Here is a 17,973-nt window from a genome sequence, read left to right on the forward strand (position 1 = left end):
CCGGTAGCATTTTCTCGTGACCACCGCCACCGCTGACCGCTACACCATCATCTCTTCGGACTGCCACGCCGGAGCCAACCACAAGACGTATCGGGAGTATTTGGAGTCATCCTGGCACGACGAGTTCGACGCCTGGCGGGGCAAGTACCGCAACCCGTTCCGCGACCTGCAAGACGACGGCCGCTCCCGCAATTGGGACAACGACCGCCGCATCTCCGAGCAGCACACCGACGGCGTGGTGGCCGAGATCACCTTCCCCAACACCGTGCCCCCCTTCTTCCCCACCGGCACGCTGATCGCCCCCCAGCCCACCGACAAGGACCTCCCCCGCCGCCTGGCCGGCATCCGGGCCCACAACCGGTGGCTGGCCGACTTCTGCGCCGAGTACCCCGAGCGCCGAGCGGGCATCGGCCAGATATTCCTCAATGACATCGACGAGGCCGTGGCCGATGTGAAGTGGATCGCCGAGCACAACCTGCGGGGCGGGGCGCTGATCCCCAGCATCGCCCCCAACTCGGATCTGCCTCCGCTGTTCCACCCCCGCTACGACCCGGTGTGGGCGGCGTGCGAGGAGCACGACGTGGTGATGACCCTGCACTCCGGCGGAACCGGGATGCCCGACTACGGCGACTCCCCCGCGGCCGGGCCGATGTTCGTGATCGAGACCCCGTTCTTCTCCAACCGCTCCATGTGGCACCTCATCATGGGCGGGGTGTTCGAGCGCTACCCCGGCCTCAAGGCGGTGTTCACCGAGCAGGGCTTCGGCTGGGTGCCCGACATCTTGCGCCGCCTCGACGGCCTCCACGCCCAGATGTCGATGACCGGGCGCACCGGCGAGCTCGGCTTCTCCGCCGACTCGGTGCTGCCCGAGAAGCCCAGCTTCTACTTCGATCGCAACATCTGGATCGGCATCAGCTTCCCCGGCCCCAACGAGATGCGCCTGCTCGACCGGGTGGGCGACCACAAGGTGATGTGGGGCTCCGACTACCCCCACGTGGAGGGCACCTACCCCTACAGCCGAGAGGGCATCCGCTTCGCCCTGCACGACCGCGACGAGGAGTCAATGCGCCGCATCCTGGCCGGCAACGCCGCCGACGTGTACAACTTCGACCTCGACGCCCTGGCCCCCCTCGCCGCCGAGCACGGCCCAACGGTGACCGAGATCGCCGAGCCCCTCACCGAGATCCCCAAAGACGCCACCTCCCCCGCCTTCTGGGGCAAGTAGGGCTAAAGCCAGCACCAGCTGGGCTCATTTCCGCCGAAGGCCGCAACCAGAAAGGCACGCTCATGGTGAAAGACATCCGCGATGTGACCCCCGACCAGCATTGGGATGCGTTCGAAGAGATCTGGACCGGACTCATGTCGTACCGGTACCTCAACAAGACCACCCCGGCGCTCGACACCGGATTTGCCGACGACGAGCTGGAGTCGATGCCCCTGCGCCACGACATGCGCAACGCCCACGGCGGGATCATGGCCGCCCCCCTGGCCATCGGCTGCCCCGAGCCGAGTTGGAACGACGATCTGGTGGTGCCCGCCCCAGTGGTGTCGTTCACCCAGATCCTCGACGATGCCCGAGGCGTGGACCGGATCGAGGTGTACCGCGAGGTAATCAACTTCGGCCGCACGATGGGATTCACCCGCTCCAAAGTGGTGGATGCCGCCGACCACTCCCGAGTCATCTCCACTTCGGCAGGAATGGGAGTGAGCCTGGGCGACGTGCCCGACGGCTACGAGGCGGTGGACAACCCGCTCATCCCGGTGGAGGACTCTCCCGACATGCCCCGCCTCCACGAGGTGTTCGGCGTCACCAAGGGCGACGACGGCTGGTACCGGCTCCCCGAGCTCACCAAGGAGTTCTCCGCACCCCACGCCGCCCTCCACCTCGGCCCCATCCACATCGTGTTCGACATCACCGCCCACGAACTGGTTGAACAGGCGGCCGGAACCGACCGCATCCAGGTTGAGAGCTGGTACGTGATGTTCGTCAAACCCGGCCTCATCGGCCCATTCCGCTGCGAGGCCGAGGCCATCACCAGCCGCAGCGGCCGCATCAACGTCAACCTCACCCTGTTCGACGAGGGCCGCGACAACCGCACCATCACCACCGGCTCAGGAGTATTCCGGGTGGTCTAACCCCCCTCCACAATTGAGCACCCACCCCACCGCCCGCCCGGTACCGTGGGATCAAGCCCGGGTGGCGGAATAGGCAGACGCAGGGGGCTTAAACCCCCCAGCCCTCAAAGAGGGCGTGTGGGTTCGACTCCCACCCCGGGCACTAGGGGCTGTTCGCCGGTCCCGTTGAGGCAGATGAGACGTTCATCGGAGGCTTGGAGGGCAACAAGCACAAGGACAAGAAGCTGAGAGCCGGACGCGGCACGGTGGGCAAGACCGCCGTGTTCGGGATCAGGGACCGGGCCACCGGCAAGCTCGCAGCGAGGGTCGTGGACGACCGCTCAGCGCCCACGCTGACGGAGGCTGTGGCCGAGACTGTGCAGCCGGGAGCGATGGTCTACACCGACGAGTGGATGGGCTACTACCCGCTGAGGGGGATGGGATACAGCCACGAGACGGTCGTTCACGACGTGGCGCAGTGGGTCGATGGCATGGCGCACACCAACGGCATCGAGTCGGTGTGGGCTGTTCTCAAGCGCGGCTACCACGGCACCTACCACTCGATGTCGCCGGAGCACCTGGGACGCTATGTGGCCGAGTTCCAGCACCGCCACAACGAGCGCCCGAACGACACCGAGGACCAGATGCGAGAGCTTGTCCGCCAGATGGACGGCAAGCTGCTCCCCTACAAGGAACTAATCGCTGACGGACCCCACGCTAAGATGGCCGCATGACCGCAGGTCCGGCCACACCGGAGGACTGGCCCGACATCGAGCCGGTCGAAGAGACGTTCGAGGAAGCCGTCGGCAAGCTGCTGGGGCTGGAAAGCCCGGTCGAATCGCCGTTCGCGGAGGGCCGGGACCGGGGGTGATTTCGGATCGGGCCTTGCATTGGCCTGATCGGGGCGATACGTTGCCCCGCCATGACACAAAGAACATCCCCTGAGTCGTTGCGGGGCACCCGCAACGGCACACACACACACACACACACAGGTCAGCGGCGATGTTGTCTGATCTATTGCGCCCCAGGAGGGCGCTCGCCCTAATCATCGCCGCCGCCGTTCTCGCGGCGGTCGTCGCAAGCCCCGCATCAGCCCATGAAGGGGAGCAGGAGGCCTACACCGAGAGGGTCCAGACCGGCACCGAGACTTACACGGAACAAGTCCAGACCCGCACCGAGGTCTACACCGAGAGGGTCCAGACCGGCACCGAGACCTACTCGGAACAGGTTCAAACCGGCACGGAACTCTATACGGAGCGAGTCCAGACCGGCACGAGAACAGTTACCAAATACGTCCAGACCGGCACGAAGCAGGTGCGAGTCGGCCCCTACACCCGCACGGTCAGGCATCCCTGCATAACCGTCATCATCAGCGGGCAGGCAGGAACCTATTGTCCGCCTCCCACCACCGAGACGGTCTACAACTACCGAGAAGTTCCTGTCTGGAAGACGACCCAAGAAACCGTGCCCGTCTACGAAACCGTCACCAGAAGTCGGCCCGTCTACGAAACCGTCTACAGAACCCGGCCCGTCTACGAGACCGTCACCCGCACCCGCCCGGTCTACGAGACCGTCACCCGCAGCCGCCCGGTGTATGAGACCGTCACCCGAACACGCACCGTCCACGACGACGGCTGTACCTCGCCGTCGCAGCCCAGCCAGCACTCGACGGCACCGGCGAACCACAGGGCCACATCGGTCTACTTCGACGACTACGGCCACAACTGCGTCCTATACCGCAGCGCGGTGTCCCGAGGCCCGTCGCTGGGTGATATTGCGAGGTCAGTGGTCGAGAACGTGGAGAAGGCGCTGGAGACGGTGGGTACGACCTTGCAGGACGCGGTGGAGACTGCCGTGAGGACGGCGAACAGGCTCGTGTGCAGCGAGGACGGCCAGATACTCACAGCTGCCGCCTTCGGCACCATGACTGGCGTCGTGACAACCCCCGGCGTGGGATTTGGAGCGGGTGTGGGAGCGGCGTATTACCTCAGGGAGACGTGCGGCGACCTGTACCCGACCGCCGCTGCCGCGCCCACAGCCACGGCGGAGCCAACAACGGAGCCAACAACGGAGCCGACTGTGCAGCCGACTGTCGCTCCTACGACCGAGCCGACAGCAGCCCCTACCCAACATCCAGACCATCAGGAGCCGCCGCCGGTGTTTAGCCGCAAGCTGTGTCGAACCATCGGCACTCACACGTTCTGCCACTACTACACGCCCGACGGCTGGACCCAGCGGACCCATGTGGACTAGTAGAGTGGTGCTGATGGCTGAAAACGCAAGAGGGCTGATGAAAACGGGCGGCGACAGGCTGCAAGAAGGCATAGCCGCTGGTCTGGCGGCTGGCGTGGCCGCTCTCGTCTGGCACAAGCTCTCAGTCCCGTTCGCCCTGAGCGTGCTTGTCGGACTCGCCGTTCTGCTCATGGTCTGCTATGCCATGCGGAAGTACAACCAGTCCAAGCGAAAGCCGGACAGAAACGACGAATCAGTCCCGGAATCCAGAGAGCGTGGGGTTACATAGCTGCACAGCAGTTGAGTAGGGGCTATGCCGTGGCTAGCCAGGAATATAGTTCCCCAACCTAAGAAGCAGCACACGCACCAGACCTGAGTCCACCGTTTGGCGTCTGCTCACCACCGCAGTCACCTCGTCAATCGAAAGTGCCCGCCACCGCTGCGGCGGTGTTGGGCGCCGGGCCGCTAATGCGGAGCCCCGGGATCCTTGCCGACTAGTGGTTCCAAAGCCGTAGCATCGCTGTCCCCGGGCTCCTTTGCCACAAAAGCAGCAGCTCGGCCCTCGCTATTGGCTGGGCGGCCAGCGAGTTTCACGTGTTGGTGCCAGAGCCGCCAGGGAATGGTGCCTCGGCTGTTGAGCAGTGTGCCGATCTCGGTTGCGGTTATTGTGCCGCCCAACCAGCCCCGCTTCGTCCCGTGTCGCCCGCCGAACCACTGAGTTGTGCGCACCGTCTCGCGCACAGCAGACACGATCACGGTGCCCGCGACCATCGCTGCCAACAACAACAGCGACCTGGCGACGCTTCCCCACACCTGCCGGGGGAGGCTGCCTTCGGGGCTGGCGAAGGCCCCATACACCGCCCAGCCGAACCAATAGCCCCACATAGCGGTGTGCTTGGCGACGGCCTTTAGCCGTCTCAAAGGCGCGCGCCGCCGCGCTTCTTTCAGCCTGTCGTACCAGCCGGCGGGCGGGCCGATCTCAGGACAGGAGAACTCCTCGCTGTAATTCCCCCAATCTGCGGAGGGTTCGCGGTCCGGTTGGGTGGGGTAAATCAGCCACAGAGCGTCCTCTGGGATATCTCGGTTCGCTCTCAGGAAAACTCTCCGTTGCCTGCGCTTGGGCCTGTCGGACGACAGCACTAGGGCGTATCGCGGGTCGCTCTCCGCGAGCCTCATGGTTTCCGCGTCTACCAACAGACACCTAACCTTGGCGTCGGGATCGACGGCCTCGGCTGCTGAGGCAACGGCGATCATCCGCTCTTTGGCCCTAGTTTGGGCGGTGGCTGACCGCAACAAATGGCAGCCGTTCTCCCCAGCGGTCAGGCGAAACTCCAACACGAACCCCGAACCGTTTTGAAACAGATCCTCGACCTCTGGGTCGCTGTCCAACAAGTACTTCCAGCTTTCAATCGGAAACCCCGACTTCGGCTCGGTCTCACGAACCGTATATGTGCGCCGGAACCACAGCCACAACGCCCTAGGCCGCCATCGCGGCTTCGTGGGTTGCAGCGGCACCCGACGGCCACGGCTGATTGCCTCCGCAAGTGACCGAGACGCAGGTGAATCGATTGGCGCGGCCATTTGGGTCAATGGCGTGCGCCGCCCCAACCGATGCTCTCTCCGTCCATTCCATGATCCGACTTCCCGCTTCTTGTCTCGGCGCATCAGCCAGGTGATCCACGGCCCTCCCACCGTCGCTGCCACTCCAATCGCCGTCATCATCAAAGCCGCCACATTCACCGGCATCCTCCTTGCCTGTCCCTTTCCATTAAAGACGTGGTTACGTCCTAATCGAGGTGACCGGCCAAAGGGGGGATACTCAGTATTGCCCCCCTGAACAGCCCATGGACCTCGGAAATGACAGACACACTCCAGAGTCCGGCGATCTATGTTCCCGACCCGCGCAAGCTCAACCATGTGACCAGGGGAATCCCTTGTTTGCCGCAGCCTCGGAAACAGGCTTTCCTCAGTCGAGACAGCTTAGAGTTATCTGGCAAGACCTATCGTCGTACCCAAAAGCAGCTTCCCCAAATGACCGTCGACCAAGATACTCCCGCTCTCAAAGTCTGGCGTGCTGTAGTACGTCGGCCTTGGCACGCTGACGTCGTGCTATCCGTCCTTAGCCGGACGCAACTGGAAGCGGTAGCCCAAGCGATCCACCACACCACCGGACTCGTGCTTGACCTCTCCACCAACCGGCGAGGCAATCCTTGCCTCGTATTCCCCAACCGACACCCCTCAGACAAGACTGGCGAAGGATGGGAGGTCATTCGTCAGGGGTCAATGGTGACCGAGGACGGGGAATGGCGCGTCCAGGTTGATTGCCAAGAGTCAGAAGCATCATGGTTTGTCGAATGAGACAATCACTGCTCCCCGACGCCAAGAAATCCGAGCAAATCCGTTTCAAGCCCCATAATCGCGAACCTCTGACCGGAAGCTCTCAACTCCCCGTCCGTTGCCCGTAGCTCCTTTCTCCCTCATACGGTTGGCATTTCTTGTCCTGGGCACTCAAGGTGTCAATCACCGCTCAATCCCTGTCGGCGGGTGCTGCGATACGACGGCTCATACGGGCCGATGTCACCCTTGAATATCTTGGAGGATGCTTCCTCTAGCAATTTGTCTTTCCAAGGCGCTTCCATTTCGCCTTCCCTCGGTTGGGCCTTCTTGGCAAGATCGTCGACGTAGGGACGCAGTGACTTGAGTTGCAAGGAGAGTCCCAGCCATCGGGCGTGGTTATGGCGGTGGACTTTGGCAGCTCGGGTTTCACTGCTTGCTAGGTAGACGAGGATGACGACGGGGCCTCCCAGCAGCGGAGCTGAGATCAAGTGGCCATCCCAACCACTCGGCCCCACACCTGACAGCTTGAGAATGACCACGGCCATAGCCCACAAAACTGCACCTAACTGCGCCCATCTTGCCGATCTCGTGTGCTGGTCCATGAGGGTCTTCTCCGCTTCGGCAGCGGCTTCGTGCGATCCGCCGAGAGTGGCTCCCACGGTGAAGCCGTAGCGATCCTGCAGGTCCTCCAATAGTGATGTCAGTTGGGCCATTGCTTGGGACTGCTGTTCCTCGATCTCCCGCACGGCCCCGTCCATTGCATCCCGGCTTTGTCCGGCTTTGTCTTCTATCTCCCTCACAGCGCTATCTATCGCGCTTTGGCTCTGCTGGACTGCGCTTTCGACTGATCGCTTTGCGTCTCCTACTGCTCTGCGCCCTTTCCTCATGGTCTCGACGAGGGAGCGAGCAGCAGGAACTGGGTTCCTCTCGGCGGCGACAAGAATTGGGCCACCGCGCGCTATTACTGCATAGCCGTGAAGCGTGTTGAGGAGGGACTCGCGGTCTTGCGGGTAGGAACCCCGTACTACGTTCAGGCAATTGGCTATCCGTTGCCATTCCTGTATCCCCAACATCGGCGATGCCTCGCTCAAGGCGTTTTCGATCATGTTCAGGAATTCCTGAAGGATGTCACCGTCGGTGTCCGGGTCGGGTCCGCCTGAGACCTCGCGCAGCCATTCAACGTCGTCAGAGAAACTGGGGTAGCTGCTTAGAGCTTCCTTCACATGGTTGGGAACCGAAGTTTGTTGTAGGGGCATTTTGACCACCGTTCTTCTCATCCGCCGGTGATTTGACGGCAGGGGGCTAGCTGCTTGGCGGCGAGTGTATTGGCCCGCGATGACAGTTTGAGGCAATGCCACAGGGAGCTGGCCAGGCTGACTGCCCCTAGCTAGAAGCGCTCACTAGAGCTATGTGCGGGGGCCGCCGGAAGGTTCGAACCTGTCTCCTTAGGTGGTTTCACTGACAATCACCACTGTCACTCTGATCGAGATGATGGAGGCCTGCTTTCCATTTCCTCTGATCGGGAGAAGTCCTATGTCAGACTTCAAACAGATGTTGCTGATTGACCGAGACGACGCTGCAGGAGCGACGACCTGGCTGGAGTCGGAGCGAGAACTGGCTGCGGCGGCGTGGGCCATTGTCAGTGATGGAGCCCTCGCTGAACTTACTGTCGCAGAGTCCGAGGTTGTCGACGCCGCAGCGGAGATTACTGAATCGGGCACTACCGAACTGCTGTCTGGGATCGAGCAGGGGAGCGACCCGTTGGGGGATGCGTTTGTGCGGTTGCGATCCCCAAAGCAGAGGCGGCCATTGGGGGCGGTGTATACGCCTCCGGGGATCGTGGAGGCGATGGTGGGCTGGGTCGCTAGCAGAGAGCAGCCTGCTCGGATCGTCGATCCTGGCGCAGGGTCGGGGCGCTTTCTGCTGCAAGCGGGACGGGTCTTTCCTGATGCTTCGTTGGTCGCTGTTGAACTGGACCCCTTGGCCGCGCTGCTGTGTCGGGCCAACCTGACCGCCGCGGAGCTTGATGATCGGTCCACCGTGATGGTGGAGGACTACCGAGAGGCCAATCTTGGCAGTTGCGATGGGGTGACGGCGTTTGTGGGAAATCCCCCCTATGTGCGCCATCACCAGATCGAGTCTCGGTGGAAGCGGTGGCTGACAAGCACTGCGGCAAGCCGTGACCTGCCGGTTAGCGCACTTTCGGGGCTTCACATCCATTTTTTCTTGGCGACGCTTCTCGCGGCGCAGCCGGGAGACATCGGAGCCTTCATTACCTCTGCGGAATGGTTGGACGTCAATTACGGGAAGCTGCTGCGCGGGATGCTCACCGACGGGTTAGGCGGCGAGTCGGTCCATGTCGTTGCTCCGGAGGTGTTGGCTTTTGAGGATGCGGCTACTACCGCGTCGGTGACCTGTTTTCAGATCGGTTCGGAGGCCCGCTCTGTCAAGATGCGCCGGGTCGCGAATGCCAGCGACCTTGCCGACCTCTCCAAGGGACGTCGAGTAAGTAAACAGCGACTCATACAAGAGAAGCGGTGGTCGCCGCTGTTGTCCCCCGTACCGCCGCCGCCAGAAGGATTCGTCGAGTTGGGGGAACTCTGCCGGGTACACAGGGGCGCGGTCACCGGGGCCAACGCCACCTGGATCACCACCGCCAATGATCCCCAACTGCCAGCAAGGACGCTGTTCCCGTCAGTCACCAAGGCCCGAGAACTCTTTGACGCCAGCGACGACGTGCTGTCGAGCCTCCACAGCCTTCGGGCAGTCATCGACCTGCCCGCCGACCTCAGCGAACTCGACGAGGACGACCGGGCGCTCGTGAAACGCTTCTTGCGATTCGCAGAGCACAACGGCGCTCACTCCTCCTATGTCGCCCGCCACCGGAACCCCTGGTGGTCAGTAGGCCTGCGATCCGCCGCTCCGATCCTGGCTACTTACATGGCCCGACGCCCTCCGGCATTCGTCCGCAACCTTGCCGGTGCGCGCCATGTCAACGTCGCCCACGGGATCTACCCCCGAGACCCATTGTCCGATGACGCTTTGGACACCCTGGCCGCTTCTCTGAGGTCCAGCGTTTCGGTGGCACAGGGACGCACCTACGCTGGTGGACTCACAAAGTTCGAGCCTTCGGAGATGGAGCGCATCCCGGTTCCCAATCCCGCTCTGCTCGTTGAGATGTAGTCGTGAGCCTCACAGATCCGCCTCGCTGGACCAGCGAGGAATTCGACGAGCAACGAGAACTCGCCAGACAGATCTTCCGCTCCCAACGGCTGAACGAGTCCCAAGGGGTCTATTCCGAGACCTTTGTCCAGTGCCTCGAATACATCAACGAGCTCCTCGACAAAACCGACGACCTCTCGCGACTACAAGGACAGCCTGGTGTTTCGGCAATCGACCCCGGACTCCTGGAGGTGCTCGCCAACCCCGAATTGTTGGAAGCCCTCCGCTACGTCGTCGGCCCTCCCATATCAGCGGATGATCTGGCCGAACTTGCCGACACTTCGCTTGCTGCTGGCGTGCTGCTCAATGACTCCGGCGCATCGGTCCGGGTGATGGGAACTATCGCCCAGGGTCTCGACCCCAAGCGATTCCCATGGATCGGTCAGGGACGCAGAGCCGATGACAGCGAAAGGACTGCCGCCGCGATAGCAACGGCGGCCCTTATGGCCACACGGCGAGTGGAAACCGCCCGACGAATGCAGTCCAAGGAGCAAGAAGAGTCGGTCAAAACCTCCCTACGGGAAGCAGGCATGGCAGAAGTCGAACCACGGACTGTCTCACCCGGCCTACTGGATGCCCCGGCACCAGGCGAGTTCTGCGGTGAAGCACTATTCGGTCAACGCAAAGCAGATCTCATAGTCAGGCTGTACGACGGACGTTGCATGCCCATTGAGTGCAAGGTGTCGAACTCGTCAACAAACTCCGTGAAACGACTTAACAATGACGCCGCCGCGAAGGCCTCAGACTGGATCGAAGAGTTCGGCAGCGGAGCCACCGTCCCCAGCGCCGTCCTATCTGGCATCTTCAAGACCCGCAACCTCGAACAAGCCCAAGCCCAGCACCTCACGATCTTCTGGGCCCACAACCTCGATGCCCTAGTGAGTTTCATCCACTCGACGGCACCGAATGACTAGGGCTAGCTCGCAGACTCTGCGGAATGGTTGTCACATTCTGCATCAGACCTGGAGTGGAGTTCAGCTGGTGATGGAGCCGCCGGCGAGGGGGATGGTCTGGGCGGTCATCCAGGAGGCTTCCTCGGAGGCGAGGTAGGCACACAGGGCGGCGACGTCTTCGGGGGTGCCCAGTCGCCGAGTGGGGATGGCCCTGGCCAACTGATCGGTGACGCCAGTGTCGCCGGTGTTCGACATCAGCCCTAGGGCGATGGAGTTCACGGTGACCCCTGTTCGGGCCACCTCGAGCGCTACCGAGCGGAGCAGCCCGGCTGCGCCGCCCTTGCCCGCCGAGTAGGCCGCCACGCCGATGTTCACGCCCACGGTGCCCGCCCCCGACACTACGCCGATGATGCGGCCCCAGCCCCGCTCGATCATCCCGGGCAGAACGGCGTGGGTGCAGTTCATGACTCCATCGAGGTTGACGGCCAGTGGTCCGGCCCAGTCTGCGGGCTCGGTCTCGGCGAAGGGTTTGACCTGCATTAATTCGGCCCCCCCATTGCCGGCGTTGTTGACCAAAATGTCGATGGGCCGATCAGCAATCGCCGCCCGCACCGCATCGCCGTCGGTCACGTCGAAGGGCAGCGCCTCAGCGGAGGTGCTGGCGGACACGATCTCATCGGCCACTCCGCCGGCCCGATCGGCAACGATGTCGTTGACCAAAACGTGGGCCCCCAGAGACGCCAGCGTGCGAGCGACGCCAGCGCCGACGTTCTGGCCTGCACCGGTGACGAGGGCGGTCTTTCCATTGAGCTCGAACATCAGTGTCGCTCCTTTCGCTCCTGGCCCCTGGCTATCTCGGAACGTCTTGCCATGCCATGTCGTGGTAGGGGTCGGGCTCTCGGGGCAGGCCGAGCACCTTCTCGCCGATCACGTTCTTGTTGACCTCGGTTGTTCCCCCCTCGATGGTATTGGCCCGGCTTCGCAGCATGCCCTTTACGGCATACGGCATGCCTGCTGCCCATGCTTCGATGGAATCTTGCCCGTCGAAGGGTTCTTCGGGGATCCAAGCCATTGACGCCAGGCCCAACGAGTCGGCGGCGGCCAACTGGAGGGCCTGGTTGAGCTGACCCTGGTGTACTTTGCCGATCGACGCGGCCGGTCCCGGCGTTCCCCCCGCCTTTACGGTGGCGCGAACCCGCTCATTGGTCCAACCCCTGACCATCTCCTCGCAATAGAGCCGCATGAGCCGGTCGCGCTCCACCGGGCCGATACCCGCCTTTCGGGCCTGCTCGAGCAGACTCTCGATCCCTCCTCCCCCGATGCGATCCACCCCACCCGATCCCGACCCGGCCACCATCTGGCGCTCGCCGGCCAGGGTGGCCCCGGCCACCCGCCACCCGTTGCCCGCGGTGCCGACCCGGTGGAAGTCGGGAACCCGCACCTCTTCGAGCCACACTTCGTTGAAGTCGATTTCGCCGCCGATGTGACGCAGCGGGCGCACCTCTACCCCCGGCGACGAAAGCTCAACCAGGAAGTAGGTAATCCCCCGGCGCTTGGGGACGGAGGGATCGGTTCGGGCCAGGCAGATGGCGAACTCAGACTCATGAGCCCAGGTGCTCCACACCTTTTGCCCGGTGAGAATCCACTCATCTCCGTCTCGTTCAGCCCGCATGGCCAGCGAGGCCAGATCGGAGCCAGCGCCGGGTTCGCTGAACATCTGGCACCACCGCTCTTGGTTGGCGACCATGGGGGGAAGAAAGCGCAGGCGCTGCTCCTCGGTGCCGTGGGCGAACAGTGCCGGGGCCGTGTTGTGCAATCCGAGGGGATTCAACCGCCCCAGGTTGAGCGGGGCGATCACTGCTTCTGCCACCCGGGCCTTGGCCAGCGGGAGATCAAGGCCCCCGTATTCGACCGGCCAGGTGGCCACCGCCAGCCCAGAAGCTGCAAAGACTGGGTACCAAGCCTCGTAGTTCTTCCGTGGCCTTACTTCCCGGATGGCCCGCCGCCCACCGGGGGCGGCGTCACGCCACGCTTGGGGGACGTGCTCGGCCACCCAGGCACCGACAAGAGCGCGGATCTCCTCGTCGGTGCTGGTTGCGTCTATCGGCAGCCGCTCGGAGTTCATTCCGCCGACATCGCCTCGAACCGCTCGACGAGCGCATCCAGCGCCTCCGCCGCAGTGGTCGCCCCTCCCGGCGGAGTGGGCAGCCTCGCCGGGCCGTGCTCCCGGCTCGGCAGCAGGATAGTGGCGTGGCCCGGGCAGGTGACCTCACCTCGTTGGTTCTCGCCGTAGATATCGAGGTCGACCACTGGAGCGCCTTCATCGTTGAGGTACTTGCGGGTAACCGTGCCCCGCATCCAGTGGGTGTCGCCCACATAGTTGAACCGGCGGAACTCCACGTCGAGGGAGGCCAGCCAGGCATCGTCGCCCATCCAGTCGGTACACAGATGCACCAGCCAGGTCTCGCGCATCCGCCCGTAGTCGTAGGTGGCCGGGTTGCCCGCCCGCCGGGCCCACTCGGGATCCCAGTGGACCCGCTGCTGGACGTCGGGGATGTTGAGGTCGTCAGGCCGGAAGAACCCGGGCACCCGCTGGCGCTGCTGCACACCGAGCCGCAGCGCCTTTACCCCGTAGAGTCCCATCCCCATGCCGGTGTGCCACACCACCATGTCGGTGACCCGCATCGGCCCCTTGACCAGCGGCGGCAGCTCGTCGCCCACCTCGGTGTCCTCCCACCAGCGGGGCTCGGCCCCCCGGCGGCGCTCGGGCTCGCTGCTTGCCGCCTCGGCGATCTCGGCGATCTGCTCATCGGTGTAGGGCTCGATCACGATGTCGCCATACTTGCCCTTGCCCTCGTCGGCTTTGCGCTCCACCGCCCCGCGGTCGGTGCGGATCATCAGCCGGTACTGGGCCGACAGCACCGCCTCCTGGGTGGCGAATACCTCAGCCGTCCACTCGTGCACGGTGCGGGCCGCGAACTCGCTCTTCTTGTCGTGTACGCCCACCAGGGCATTCCGCCGGGTGACCCGCATCCCGGGGCGAAGCGGCGCCCACCACTCCCGGTAGCTGCCCGAGTAGTAGGCGTGGGCGCCCTTGAGCGGATCACCCTTGAGCAGCGCCTTGGTGTCGGGGTCGAGCTTCTCAACCTCGTTCTCCCCGATGAGCGTGTCGCCGCCGTTCATGTTGGGCGACGAAATCGGCCCTCCCCACACGGTGCCCGCCCCGTAGTCGGGATCGCACCACAGCGGGTTGTCGTCGCCGTAAGCCTCCGCCACCTGCCGAAACGCGTCGGTGTTGGGCTCGCGATACCAAGGAGGCTGAGGATGCGGCTGAGCGATTCCGATCCGAGCCCGCAACCGGGCAATGGCCTCGTCGGTTATCGCACCCCCGTCCGACACGGACCGGACTGTACCCGACGACCTAGCCCGCTTCTCCCCTATCGCATCGGACAAGGTCCAGTTTCACCTAGTCGGCGTCGACGATGGGTTCCAGAGCGTCGGCCATGTCGTGAACGAAGGCGGGAGGGACGGGTGAGAAGGGGTAGAGGATGGCGAGGTCGAGGCCGACGGCTTTGTATTGCTCGGCTTGGGTGAGGACGTTGTCGATTGGGTCTTCGGCTTGGTAGATGAGGTGGGTGGAGGTGGTGATCTCGGAGGGGTCGCGGCCGATCTCCTCGCAGCACTCGACCAGTCGGGCTTTCGATTCCGCGAACTTCGCCACCCCGCCGCCGGGAAAGTTCCAGTGGTCGGCCCATTTCGCCACCAGGGGGATGGTGCGGCGGGGGCCGGCACCGCCGATGACGATGGGCGGGGTGGGCTGCTGGGGGCCCTTGGGCTCATTGCGGGCGTTGGTGAGGGTGTAGAAGCGACCCTGGAAGTCGGTGATCGGCTGGCTGAGCAGCGAGACCACGCACTCCAGATACTCCTCGAATCGGTCGAAGCGCTCGGCGAGGCTGATCCCGTAGGCCCCGGCCTCCACCTCGTTCCAACCGGCGCCGAGCCCCAGATCGAGCCGGCCGCCCGACACGATGTCGAGAGATGAGGCCATGGCCGCGCAAAGCCCAGGGTGCCGGTAGGGGGCGGCGTTGACCATCGACCCGATCCGAATGCGCTCGGTGGCCTGGGCCAGCGCGCTCAGCGTCACCCATGCCTCCAAACACGGGCCCTCCTCGCCGCCGTAGATGGGGTAGAAGTGATCGAAGACCCAGGCCGACTCGTACCGGGGATCGGCATCAAGCTCCTGCCATGTCTCCAACATGGTGGACCACTCGATGTTCTGGGGCATGGTCTTGAACGCGAGCTTCATAACTTGCCTCCAACGCTTCTTTCTTCCTCACTGAGCACACATAGAGTGAGCGCCGAGTGGAGAAAGGTCAAACCATGACTAATGAGGCTGCGGCACGAGATCGGTTGATGACCGGGGAGGCGTGGAACGACTTCTGCGACACAATGCGGGCCGCCGGCCAGGTGGTGGTCGAACGCACTCCCGACGCCAACGAGCAAGACCGGGTGGAGGGGTTCCGCTACCTGACCCGCATGTCGCTGATGGCCTATATGCGCTGCATCGAGAACCTCCCCCCGATGGAGAAGAGGGCGATTTGGATCATCCCGCCGCCCATGAAGGGTGGCCAGGGGGTCCAGTCGCCCGACCAGGATCACGTGGTGCAGCCCATCGACGCCACCAAGCGTTACCGGGTCACCGGCCAGCGGGGCTCGGCCCCCTACGTCCACATGTCGGCGTGGACGCCGAAGGTGCCCGATTGGGTCGGGGTGGAATCAGTGGGCGACCGGGCCGTCGCGGTGCTGGAGGAGTTCAATCCGAGCTGGTCGCAAACTCCGTTCACCGCCCTGCTCGACGAGTTCACCGACGGCGCCGGAAACGTGGATTTCGTGCTATCGGTGGACGATCCCGGGGTCGACAACTGGATGCCGGTCGCCCCACAGACCCGAGAGCTGATGATGAGAATCGTCTATGACGACCGCGACTCTCAGTCGTCGCCTCGGCTGATGATCGAGCCACTCGAGCCCACCCCGGTGATTGACACGCCGGACGCGGCTGAGATGTCGAAGCGGCTGGCCCTCGCGGCCCAGATGGTGCTGTCGGTGCAGTCCGACTACGCCGACTGGACCGACACGCTGCTCAAGGAAGAGAACCAGCTACAGCTCACCACCGAGCACTATCTCCGGGTGGGCGGCTCCCCCGACGACCGCCACTTCGAGTTCGGCTACTGGCGCATTGGCGAGGGGGAGGCACTGTTGGTGGAGTTCAAGCCCCCGGTTTGCCGCCATTGGAACTTCCAGCTGTGCAATCACTGGATGGAGAACCTGGCCAACTACTTCACCGGCCAGGGCTACGCATCGTCTCAAGACGTCGAGGCCGACGCTGATGGAGTGGTGCGGCTGGTGGTGGCGGCCGAGAAGCCGGCAACGGGTGTCTGGGTCGATTCTGCGGGCCGCGACCACGGAGTGATGGGGTTGCGTTTCGTGGAGCACGAGTCGGTCCCCGTGATCACCACGAAGCTGGTGCGCTTTTCCGATCTGGGCTGACGCGGCAGCGGCGGCTGATCAGTAGTCGAACACCGAGGGCAGCGCGTCCATAGGGCGGGCCTCGGGGTAGTGCTCGGCGATCATGGCCGCGTGGTCGGGGTCGTCGTCGATGCGGTTGGGATCGAAGCGAGCGTCGATCCCCCGCTCCTCCAAGTCGGCGTTGAAGCGGGCGGCGATGTCGTCGCGGCTCAAGGGGTTGGAGGCCAGTCGGTTCTTGTGGTCGGCGTCGATGTACACATCGGCCTTCCACAGCACGCTGATCCGGACATCGGCCAGCGGCGTGCGGTACACCTCTTCGCCGTGGTCGGTAACCACCCAGTCGCCATCGGGGCTGCCCGCCGGGGCAAACTCCGCCATCGGAGTGACGAGGGGCGTGCCGATATCGAAGGGGCCGATGGCGTTGACCTGGTGAAACATTCCGTGGTTGTCACCCATGAGCGCGGTGTTGGCCATGTTGCCCACATGCTCTTCGGGTGGTTGATCGGGCCCGTAGGGCCAGTAGCGGATCCCGCCACCGTCCACATCGTTGAGCCACCAAATGGCCGTAGCCTGCGGGAACGACATGTCGTCAAACAGGCCCGACCACAGCATGGCCCTAAGCAGCCACATCGGCGTGTTGGTGCGGTCGCGTCCGGCGAAGCGGGGGTTGTCGGTGTGGGCTGGCCCTGCTTGGGGAATGGCCATCATCTGGTTCACGTACACGCTGTGGGGTTCCACGATCTCGGCGCTGTAGAACGCCTTGGCCGAGTCGATGTAGGCCGGATTGTCCAAAAACACCTCCGACCCCGGCACGGCGATGGTCTCGTTCACCCAGTCGTCCCGGAACCAAAGCGGACGGGTGCGGGCGTGGGGATCAGCCCCGGGGTTGTACCAACCTCCCAGCGGCACATAGGGGGCCTCTTGGGCCAGCAGCTTGATCGCAGCCCCGACATCGTCGAGCACATCAGTCAGCAGAATCGGCGGGTCAGAAACATGCATCGCCCTCGACGGTACCATTCGATGTGATGTCGTCGCGTAAGCCGCATCCGCGAGCTGGGCTGAACCGCGATGAGATCGTGGCCGAAGCCATTCGCATCGTCGAGTCAGACGGTCCCGCGGCACTCACCATGCGCCAGCTGAGCGCGAGGCTCGGGGTGAACCCGAACACCGTCTACTGGCACGTCGGAAATCGCGAGAGCCTTTTGTCCGCGATGGTCGCGCAGAAGGCGGAAGAGATCGCAGGGGTCCAGCTCAAGGGCAGTACACCTCGCGCTCGGGTGGCCGATGGAGTCCATCGAGCGCGGGCGGCCATCGCCAAGAGCGCATCGGTTGCCATCCTCGCGTTCGAGATCGGGGCCGAGCACCAGTTGGTCCGTCCGCTCGCGGTGGCGATCGCATCGGAGATCGAGGCCGCAGGCGTGGACGGTATTGACGCCGGCGTCGCCACCGTCTCGTTCCTCGCGGTGGTCTCAGGCTTCACCACGGTAGAAATGCGACGCCCGGAGAGAGCAGCCGACGGGCTGGCTCCAGATGCTCTGTCGGAAGGTGCGTGGCGAGGGCTGACGGACTTCGATCACCACGACGCCGCGTTCGACATGGCGATCAACGCGATCCTCGACGCCGTTTTCCCCTCTGGCTAGCGGCCGGC

17 protein-coding genes and 1 tRNA gene are annotated in these 17,973 nt (G+C 64.0%); 11 read left to right on the forward strand and 7 right to left on the reverse strand.

Features of this window, described 5'->3' with window-relative positions; genetic code table 11:
• The first annotated feature begins 16 nt into the window (after positions 1–16).
• The 7 genes from ACOGI7_RS10250 to ACOGI7_RS10280 all read left to right on the forward strand — a co-directional run bounded on the left by ACOGI7_RS10250 (position 17) and on the right by ACOGI7_RS10280 (position 4,636).
• Entirely contained in the window at positions 17–1,225 is a 1,209-nt protein-coding gene (locus tag ACOGI7_RS10250) for an amidohydrolase family protein (protein WP_419848662.1), read from the forward strand.
• 62 nt (positions 1,226–1,287) lie between these two features.
• Positions 1,288–2,136: a hypothetical protein gene (locus ACOGI7_RS10255; RefSeq protein WP_419848663.1), complete on the forward strand. Its 849-nt coding sequence runs from the start codon at positions 1,288–1,290 to the stop codon at positions 2,134–2,136.
• Between the two features lie 55 nt (positions 2,137–2,191).
• Positions 2,192–2,278 (forward strand) — tRNA-Leu (locus tag ACOGI7_RS10260).
• A gap of 7 nt (positions 2,279–2,285) precedes the next feature.
• Positions 2,286–2,849, forward strand: coding sequence for an IS1595 family transposase (locus tag ACOGI7_RS10265; RefSeq protein WP_419851497.1), 564 nt, complete (start codon positions 2,286–2,288; stop codon positions 2,847–2,849).
• Positions 2,846–2,986 carry a hypothetical protein gene (locus tag ACOGI7_RS10270; protein WP_419848664.1) on the forward strand — a complete coding sequence of 47 codons (141 nt, stop codon included), beginning with the start codon at positions 2,846–2,848 and terminating at the stop codon, positions 2,984–2,986. Before ACOGI7_RS10265 ends, ACOGI7_RS10270 begins: the two co-directional genes overlap by 4 nt.
• Before the next feature lie 131 nt (positions 2,987–3,117).
• On the forward strand, positions 3,118–4,368 hold the full coding sequence (locus ACOGI7_RS10275) for a hypothetical protein (RefSeq protein ID WP_419848665.1): 1,251 nt from the start codon (positions 3,118–3,120) through the stop codon (positions 4,366–4,368).
• Between the two features lie 13 nt (positions 4,369–4,381).
• Entirely contained in the window at positions 4,382–4,636 is a 255-nt protein-coding gene (locus ACOGI7_RS10280) for a hypothetical protein (RefSeq protein WP_419848666.1), read from the forward strand.
• Between the two features lie 176 nt (positions 4,637–4,812).
• Here the strand turns inward: ACOGI7_RS10280 and ACOGI7_RS10285 are convergent, their stop codons facing one another.
• Both ACOGI7_RS10285 and ACOGI7_RS10290 read right to left on the reverse strand, forming a co-directional pair.
• Positions 4,813–6,093 carry a hypothetical protein gene (locus ACOGI7_RS10285; RefSeq protein WP_419848667.1) on the reverse strand — a complete coding sequence of 427 codons (1,281 nt, stop codon included), beginning with the start codon at positions 6,091–6,093 and terminating at the stop codon, positions 4,813–4,815.
• 770 nt (positions 6,094–6,863) lie between these two features.
• Positions 6,864–7,961, reverse strand: a complete 1,098-nt coding sequence (locus ACOGI7_RS10290) for a hypothetical protein (RefSeq protein WP_419848668.1) — start codon at positions 7,959–7,961, stop codon at positions 6,864–6,866.
• 274 nt (positions 7,962–8,235) lie between these two features.
• Here ACOGI7_RS10290 and ACOGI7_RS10295 point away from each other — a divergent pair, with 274 nt between their 5' ends.
• Together ACOGI7_RS10295 and ACOGI7_RS10300 are read left to right on the forward strand one after the other, a co-directional pair.
• On the forward strand, positions 8,236–9,867 hold the full coding sequence (locus tag ACOGI7_RS10295; protein ID WP_419848669.1) for an N-6 DNA methylase: 1,632 nt from the start codon (positions 8,236–8,238) through the stop codon (positions 9,865–9,867).
• A gap of 2 nt (positions 9,868–9,869) precedes the next feature.
• The gene (locus tag ACOGI7_RS10300) at positions 9,870–10,820 is read left to right on the forward strand and encodes a XamI family restriction endonuclease (protein ID WP_419848670.1); all 951 of its coding nucleotides are present in this window, start codon (positions 9,870–9,872) and stop codon (positions 10,818–10,820) included.
• A gap of 60 nt (positions 10,821–10,880) precedes the next feature.
• On the opposite strand, the gene ACOGI7_RS10305 is transcribed toward ACOGI7_RS10300, so the two are convergent.
• From ACOGI7_RS10305 to ACOGI7_RS10320, 4 genes are all read right to left on the reverse strand, one after another.
• Entirely contained in the window at positions 10,881–11,618 is a 738-nt protein-coding gene (locus tag ACOGI7_RS10305; RefSeq protein WP_419848671.1) for an SDR family NAD(P)-dependent oxidoreductase, read from the reverse strand.
• Between the two features lie 31 nt (positions 11,619–11,649).
• Positions 11,650–12,924 (reverse strand): acyl-CoA dehydrogenase family protein, encoded by a 1,275-nt coding sequence (locus tag ACOGI7_RS10310; RefSeq protein WP_419848672.1) that lies wholly within the window; start codon positions 12,922–12,924, stop codon positions 11,650–11,652.
• Positions 12,921–14,198: a hypothetical protein gene (locus tag ACOGI7_RS10315; protein WP_419848673.1), complete on the reverse strand. Its 1,278-nt coding sequence runs from the start codon at positions 14,196–14,198 to the stop codon at positions 12,921–12,923. The genes ACOGI7_RS10310 and ACOGI7_RS10315 overlap by 4 nt, the downstream gene beginning before the upstream one ends.
• Positions 14,199–14,265: 67 nt before the next feature.
• The gene (locus ACOGI7_RS10320; protein WP_419848674.1) at positions 14,266–15,105 is read right to left on the reverse strand and encodes a TIGR03560 family F420-dependent LLM class oxidoreductase; all 840 of its coding nucleotides are present in this window, start codon (positions 15,103–15,105) and stop codon (positions 14,266–14,268) included.
• A 74-nt stretch (positions 15,106–15,179) separates the two neighbouring features.
• On the opposite strand from ACOGI7_RS10320, the gene ACOGI7_RS10325 reads away from it, so the two are divergent.
• Entirely contained in the window at positions 15,180–16,346 is a 1,167-nt protein-coding gene (locus ACOGI7_RS10325) for a hypothetical protein (protein WP_419848675.1), read from the forward strand.
• Positions 16,347–16,364: 18 nt separating this feature from the next.
• Here the strand turns inward: ACOGI7_RS10325 and ACOGI7_RS10330 are convergent, their stop codons facing one another.
• Entirely contained in the window at positions 16,365–17,324 is a 960-nt protein-coding gene (locus ACOGI7_RS10330) for a hypothetical protein (protein WP_419848676.1), read from the reverse strand.
• A gap of 26 nt (positions 17,325–17,350) precedes the next feature.
• Here ACOGI7_RS10330 and ACOGI7_RS10335 point away from each other — a divergent pair, with 26 nt between their 5' ends.
• Entirely contained in the window at positions 17,351–17,965 is a 615-nt protein-coding gene (locus ACOGI7_RS10335) for a TetR/AcrR family transcriptional regulator (RefSeq protein WP_419848677.1), read from the forward strand.
• Positions 17,966–17,973: the final 8 nt, after the last annotated feature.

Source organism: Candidatus Poriferisocius sp., from assembly GCF_965204145.1.
In the GTDB taxonomy this organism is placed as follows: domain Bacteria; phylum Actinomycetota; class Acidimicrobiia; order Acidimicrobiales; family Bin134; genus Poriferisocius.

Excerpts from the sequence above, each read along its gene's own strand:
- ACOGI7_RS10290 (WP_419848668.1), bottom strand. The coding sequence starts at position 7,961 with ATGAGAAGAACGGTGGTCAAAATGCCCCTACAACAAACTTCGGTTCCC.
- ACOGI7_RS10285 (WP_419848667.1), bottom strand. The coding sequence starts at position 6,093 with ATGCCGGTGAATGTGGCGGCTTTGATGATGACGGCGATTGGAGTGGCA.
- ACOGI7_RS10310 (WP_419848672.1), bottom strand. The coding sequence starts at position 12,924 with ATGAACTCCGAGCGGCTGCCGATAGACGCAACCAGCACCGACGAGGAG.
- ACOGI7_RS10255 (WP_419848663.1), top strand. The coding sequence starts at position 1,288 with ATGGTGAAAGACATCCGCGATGTGACCCCCGACCAGCATTGGGATGCG.
- ACOGI7_RS10275 (WP_419848665.1), top strand. The coding sequence starts at position 3,118 with ATGTTGTCTGATCTATTGCGCCCCAGGAGGGCGCTCGCCCTAATCATC.
- ACOGI7_RS10270 (WP_419848664.1), top strand. The coding sequence starts at position 2,846 with ATGACCGCAGGTCCGGCCACACCGGAGGACTGGCCCGACATCGAGCCG.
- ACOGI7_RS10330 (WP_419848676.1), bottom strand. The coding sequence starts at position 17,324 with ATGCATGTTTCTGACCCGCCGATTCTGCTGACTGATGTGCTCGACGAT.
- ACOGI7_RS10325 (WP_419848675.1), top strand. The coding sequence starts at position 15,180 with ATGACTAATGAGGCTGCGGCACGAGATCGGTTGATGACCGGGGAGGCG.
- ACOGI7_RS10280 (WP_419848666.1), top strand. The coding sequence starts at position 4,382 with ATGGCTGAAAACGCAAGAGGGCTGATGAAAACGGGCGGCGACAGGCTG.
- ACOGI7_RS10305 (WP_419848671.1), bottom strand. The coding sequence starts at position 11,618 with ATGTTCGAGCTCAATGGAAAGACCGCCCTCGTCACCGGTGCAGGCCAG.
- ACOGI7_RS10320 (WP_419848674.1), bottom strand. The coding sequence starts at position 15,105 with ATGAAGCTCGCGTTCAAGACCATGCCCCAGAACATCGAGTGGTCCACC.
- ACOGI7_RS10335 (WP_419848677.1), top strand. The coding sequence starts at position 17,351 with ATGTCGTCGCGTAAGCCGCATCCGCGAGCTGGGCTGAACCGCGATGAG.
- ACOGI7_RS10295 (WP_419848669.1), top strand. The coding sequence starts at position 8,236 with ATGTTGCTGATTGACCGAGACGACGCTGCAGGAGCGACGACCTGGCTG.